The organism is Chloroflexota bacterium, from assembly GCA_018648225.1.
Lineage (GTDB): Bacteria > Chloroflexota > Anaerolineae > Anaerolineales > UBA11858 > NIOZ-UU35.
Genome location: JABGRQ010000214.1, coordinates 1 through 5060, shown reverse-complemented (window position 1 = coordinate 5060; position 5060 = coordinate 1). Strand labels below are relative to the sequence as shown.

Genomic DNA, 5060 nt, shown 5'->3' with positions numbered 1-5060 from the left:
CGCCCAAAGCCGATCAATATGCCCTGGGCGTGGTGGCCTACGAACTCTTCACCGGACAGGTGCCTTTTGGCGGCGATACCCCGCTGGCGATTTATCTCAAACACGTGCGTGAAGAACCGCGGCCGCCCAGCGCCTTAAACCCTTTAGTGACGCCCGCGCTTGAAGCCGTTTTGCTCAAGGCGCTGGGCAAAGACCCTGCCGAACGCTACGCCAACTGCCACGATTTTGCCGCCGCCCTGCGTGAAGCCGTTGCCGCCACCGAAAACGAGCAATTTGAATCCCTGATGGTGCAGGCGCAGCAAGCCTTGAAGAGCCACAACCCCGAAAACGCCCGCCCGCTGATCAAGACCGCCCTGCAAATTATGCCGGAAGATAGCGCCGCCCGCGCCCTGTGGGAAAAACTCGAAGGCCAGGAGCGCGCTCAACGAGCGTATGACGAAGCCGCCGCCGGGCTGCAAAGCGCCGTGGGGCAGGCTAAAAAATTGCGCGCTGCTGAGAGCGTACCACCCGACCCCGACGGCCTGCTCGATAAACTGGCCCCGCCTGCACCCCCGGCCTGGAAAACATTGCTGCAGCGCTGGCAAACGGGGTTGATCTTGGGTGCAGTAGTATTTGTGATGGGCGTATTGGGTACACTTATTTGGAGTAGTTATGCCAGCAGCAACGTTGGAACCGGGCATCAAAACACCCTGGTGGCCCTGCGCTATGGCACGCCGACATTTACACTTACGTTTACTCCTACGCCTACACCGACCTATACCCCCACGTTTACGCTGACCCCCTCTCTGACTCCCACACCAACTGATACGCCTACTCCCACACTTACCTTCACCCCCACCCTGACCCCAACGCCGCTGGCGGGTGCAATCCAGATTTCGCCCAAAGATGGCATGGTCATGGTGTATGTCCCGGCGGGTGAGTTTGAGATAGGCAGTGAAGATGGCAATAACGATGAAGAGCCAGTGCATGCCGTTTATCTGGATTCATACTGGATGGACCAGACAGAAGTCACCTACGAACAATACCAGCAATTTGTGCAAACTGAGAGTTATGACGGGGATAGTGGATGCGGAAGTGGAAACCACCCGGTAGCTTGTGTAGATTGGTATGGTGCTCAAGCCTACTGCGAATGGGCCGGACGCCGCCTGCCCACCGAAGCCGAGTGGGAGAAAGCGGCCCGCGGTGGTTTAGAAGGAATGAAATACCCTTGGGGAAATGAAAACCCGGTATGTAATTCTGGCGCAGAGAACGGCGCTAAATTTGATGATAATGCGGGTTGTAACGATACGGGTACAGAACCGGTGATGAGTTATGCTGCCAATGGCTATGGGTTGTATGATATGGCCGGAAACGTGTGGGAATGGGTATCCGATCGGTACGCCGGAGATTATTATGAGAACTCGCCCGACAATAACCCAACTGGCCCGGATTCGGGCAATTATCGTGTTCTGCGCGGCGGCTCCTGGAACGATAATGGTAGGAACGTCCGCTCCGCCAGTCGGGACAGGAATGTTCCGTCCGTTACCTGGGGCAGCAACGGTTTCCGTTGCGCCCGCTCGCAATGATTCTGGAATGCTGGTTTCTGTTTTTCTGAATTCTGAATCCTGCAATGATCCGTTTGAGATGTACATTGCGGGTATGAAACAGGATAAGAATTGCTTTGCTATTCCCCCCGAAGGGGGGCGAGTTTTTCAGTTTTCAGTGAGTAGGTTATTTCAATCGTCTGCGTTTAAGAATTGTGTTACAATAGCACATAAATACAGCACAAGTTGTGCTATATGCAGAGGTAATTATGACAGAAGCCATACAATCTACGGATTTACGGCGGCGGGTGCGGCAAGTGTTAGATCAGGTACGCATCAAACGGAAACCAGTGATCGTCAATACCTATGATACCCCGCAGGCCGTCATCATCCCTTATGAAGACTATCAGGCCTATCAAGACTGGCAAGCGCGCCAGAAAGAGCAGTCAGTCTGGCTGGCAGAGTTACAGGCCATAGCCGAAGAAGTCAGCGCCCGCGTTGATCTCTCGGATGAAGCCGTCAACAACCTTATTGATGAAGCGGTTCACGCGACCGCTGCTTCCTGATGCGTGCCGTTTTTGATACCAATCTATTCGTTAGCTATTTGCTCAGCCATCGCCCGCCCATTGCCACCCTGCTGGATGTGCATTTGGTGCAAGATAATTTTATGCTGCTGACCGCACCGCCCTTATTGCTGGAGTTGGAGCGGGTACTTGATTACCCCAAGTTGAAACGTTATTATGCCGAAGAAGAGAAAAAACGTTTCCTGGCGCTGCTGGGTGCGGTGAGTAAAATTGTAGCGCTGCCAGAAGCCATCCCGTCCATAAGCCGTGATCCAGACGATGATTGGGTGATCGCCTGCGCCGTAGTTGGAAAAGCCGATTTCATCGTCAGTGGTGATAAAGATTTGCTAGAATTAGACCAGATTGACGAGATAAAAATCCTGACTCCGGCGCAATTTTTGGAAATCCTAAATCCGTAGCCCATAAAAGGGGAACATGCCTTACAAACCTGGCGATGTTATTCTGAATAAATACCGCATCGAAGAATTAATTGGCCGCGGCGCCTTTGCTGAAGTGTACCGCGCTGTTCATGTCGATCTCAAAATTGTGCGCGCCTTGAAAGTGCTACGCCGCGATGCTCCTGGGGTAGGCAGTTCGCTTTTCGATGATTTTGAGCAGCGTTTCCGGTTAGAAATGCAGCTCGGGGCGCGGATCAGCCATCCAAATGTTATTCATGTGTATGACGTAGAGCGAGATGCGGACGCGCTCATCCTGGTGATGGAATATGCGTCAGGCGGATCGCTGCGAGAACGCATTCAGCAAGTCCGTGATGGCGATGATCGCTTTTCTGTTGAAGACGCGCTTAAGATTGTCATTGAAGTAGCTACTGGGCTTGGCAAACTGCACAGTTTGGACGCTGTTCATCGAGATTTGAAACCCAGCAATATTCTGTTTGACGCTGAAGGCGTGGCAAAGCTGGCCGACTTTGGGTTAGCGCAAATTCCCGGTGGACCCAGCATGCGTTCGCAACTCAGCCAGCCGATTCGCCATCCGGGGACAGCTGGATATATGAGTCCCGAACAGGAAAAATCGTTCAATTTTCTCAAACCGGCTTCGGATGTTTATGCTTTGGGGGTAATTTTATTCGAGCTGTTGACCGAACGGAATTATCATTACATCCCACCGGGGACGGCAGCAAGTCAACTGCGAGATGAGGTACCTGCCTGGTTAGATGAGTTGTTGGCGCGCATGTTGGCAATCAATCCAACGGAAAGACCCTGGGATGGCGGACAAGTGGCGCAGGAACTTCAAGCGGGATTTGATTTATTGCACACTGGAAATATTAATTCAGAGCGTCTAAAGCAGGAGCGGATCGAGCAGGAAGCAGCCCGTAAAAAGAAAAGCCAGGAGGAGCAGGCACGTAAACAACAGAAGCTGGAAGATCATGCGCGTAAATTGGCACAAAAGCAAAAAGAACAGGCCGAGCGCAAGGCAAAACGCGTCGAAACCTGGCAAAGCTGGAAAATTCGTATATCGACATTTATCCAACAGCAACAGAAAACACGTATTCGGAAATCCGCTGAGCGAAAAAAAGCGCGGTCAGACAAACGATCTGCGACATCAGCACGCCTGAAGCCAAAAATAATCGCGTTTATTCGGCGCTGGTGGAAAATTTGCTGTGCTATTCTAGTGCTGGCAATCTTTATTATTCTGCTAGGATATCAATATGAATCGCCAGGATGGCCGTTTAAACCAACAGCAATGCCAACAATGACTTTACGGCCGACAGCAACACATACCGTAACGAGCGCATTTACACAAGTGCCCACAAAATCACCATCAATAACATATACACCAACGCTTGCATTAACTCTAACGCCAACTTCCACATATTTCTTGTCGTCAACTCCTGGTACAGATATAACCTCATCGCCAATACCATTGAACCAAGTAACCCCGGTTGGGGGAGGCAGCGGTTTTATTGGCGTCGATTCATGTAAAGTGCTGAGTATAGGCACAAATTATTCATGCTTGCCGATATGCAAGATCAACCTGATAGATGGCGAGCAGTCTTGTATACTGGAATCACTGGATGATGAAATCCGGCATATTGCATGGTCCCCCAATGGTTCTCAAATAGCCTATAGTACGGATAACGCAACTTATATCATGGAATTCGATGGTCAGGATCATAAACAACTATTAGATACTGGCGGGGAACTTGCCTGGTCTCCTGATGGTAGTTTAATCGTATCTGCTGGAATATTTTCTAAAGGTGAAATTACAGTGATCCAGATTGATGGGACAATTCGATATGAGGGTTGGTGGCCATCCATTGCGGGAAAGGGAGATCTGCAATGGTCTCCGGATAGTCGACGGATTAGCTTTAGGCAGGGCTCCAATGATGGGAACGCAGGTGCTTGGCTAATGAATCCAGATGGCTCTGACATTGTACGCGTTTTCGATGAGGGGCATTACAACTATATCAATTCGTGGTCGCCAGACAGTACCCAGATGGCGCTAGTTTATGGAGTCTATGATTGGGATGAATTTGTGCCCGATCAAGAGATTTATATCGTCAGTGCCGATCGGCTGAGATCAAAGCGATTAACGTACCACAAAGGGATTGATATGTCGCCTGAGTTTTCCCCCGACGGCACAAAAATCGTTTATGTATCGTATCGGTTCGGCGACCCGGAAATTTATGTTGTCAATTCTGATGGATCGGGGCAAACTCAATTGACCGATAATCCAGGGGAAGATCAATCACCGACCTGGTCACCAGATGGTACAAAAATCGCCTTTTATTCCGAACGCGATGGTATACATGGCATCTATCTCATGAATATCGATGGTTCCGAAGTTACATTTCTGACATCAGGACGCACCCCTGTGTGGTTCCCCTAGAGAAAGCCAAGGAAAAATGACCTACCAACCCGGTGACACCCTCCTCAACAAATACCGCATCAAAGCGCTGATCGGACGCGGCGCCTTCGCTGAAGTGTACCGCGCCACGCATTTGGCTCTCAATGCC

General features: G+C 50.7%; 4 protein-coding genes. All 4 read left to right on the top strand.

Annotated elements, in window-relative coordinates; translation table 11 throughout:
• Nucleotides 1-1565 (top strand): SUMF1/EgtB/PvdO family nonheme iron enzyme (locus HN413_18080; GenBank protein ID MBT3392310.1); only part of this gene is annotated, 1565 nt, incomplete at its 5' end.
• A 227-nt stretch (nt 1566-1792) separates the two neighbouring features.
• Nucleotides 1793-2089, top strand: coding sequence for a type II toxin-antitoxin system Phd/YefM family antitoxin (locus HN413_18075; protein MBT3392309.1), 297 nt, complete (start codon nt 1793-1795; stop codon nt 2087-2089).
• Complete coding sequence (locus HN413_18070) at nt 2089-2505, top strand: putative toxin-antitoxin system toxin component, PIN family (GenBank protein MBT3392308.1); 417 nt, start codon at nt 2089-2091, stop codon at nt 2503-2505. Before HN413_18075 ends, HN413_18070 begins: the two co-directional genes overlap by 1 nt.
• A 16-nt stretch (nt 2506-2521) precedes the next feature.
• Nucleotides 2522-4933, top strand: coding sequence for a protein kinase (locus tag HN413_18065; GenBank protein ID MBT3392307.1), 2412 nt, complete (start codon nt 2522-2524; stop codon nt 4931-4933).
• Nucleotides 4934-5060: the final 127 nt, after the last annotated feature.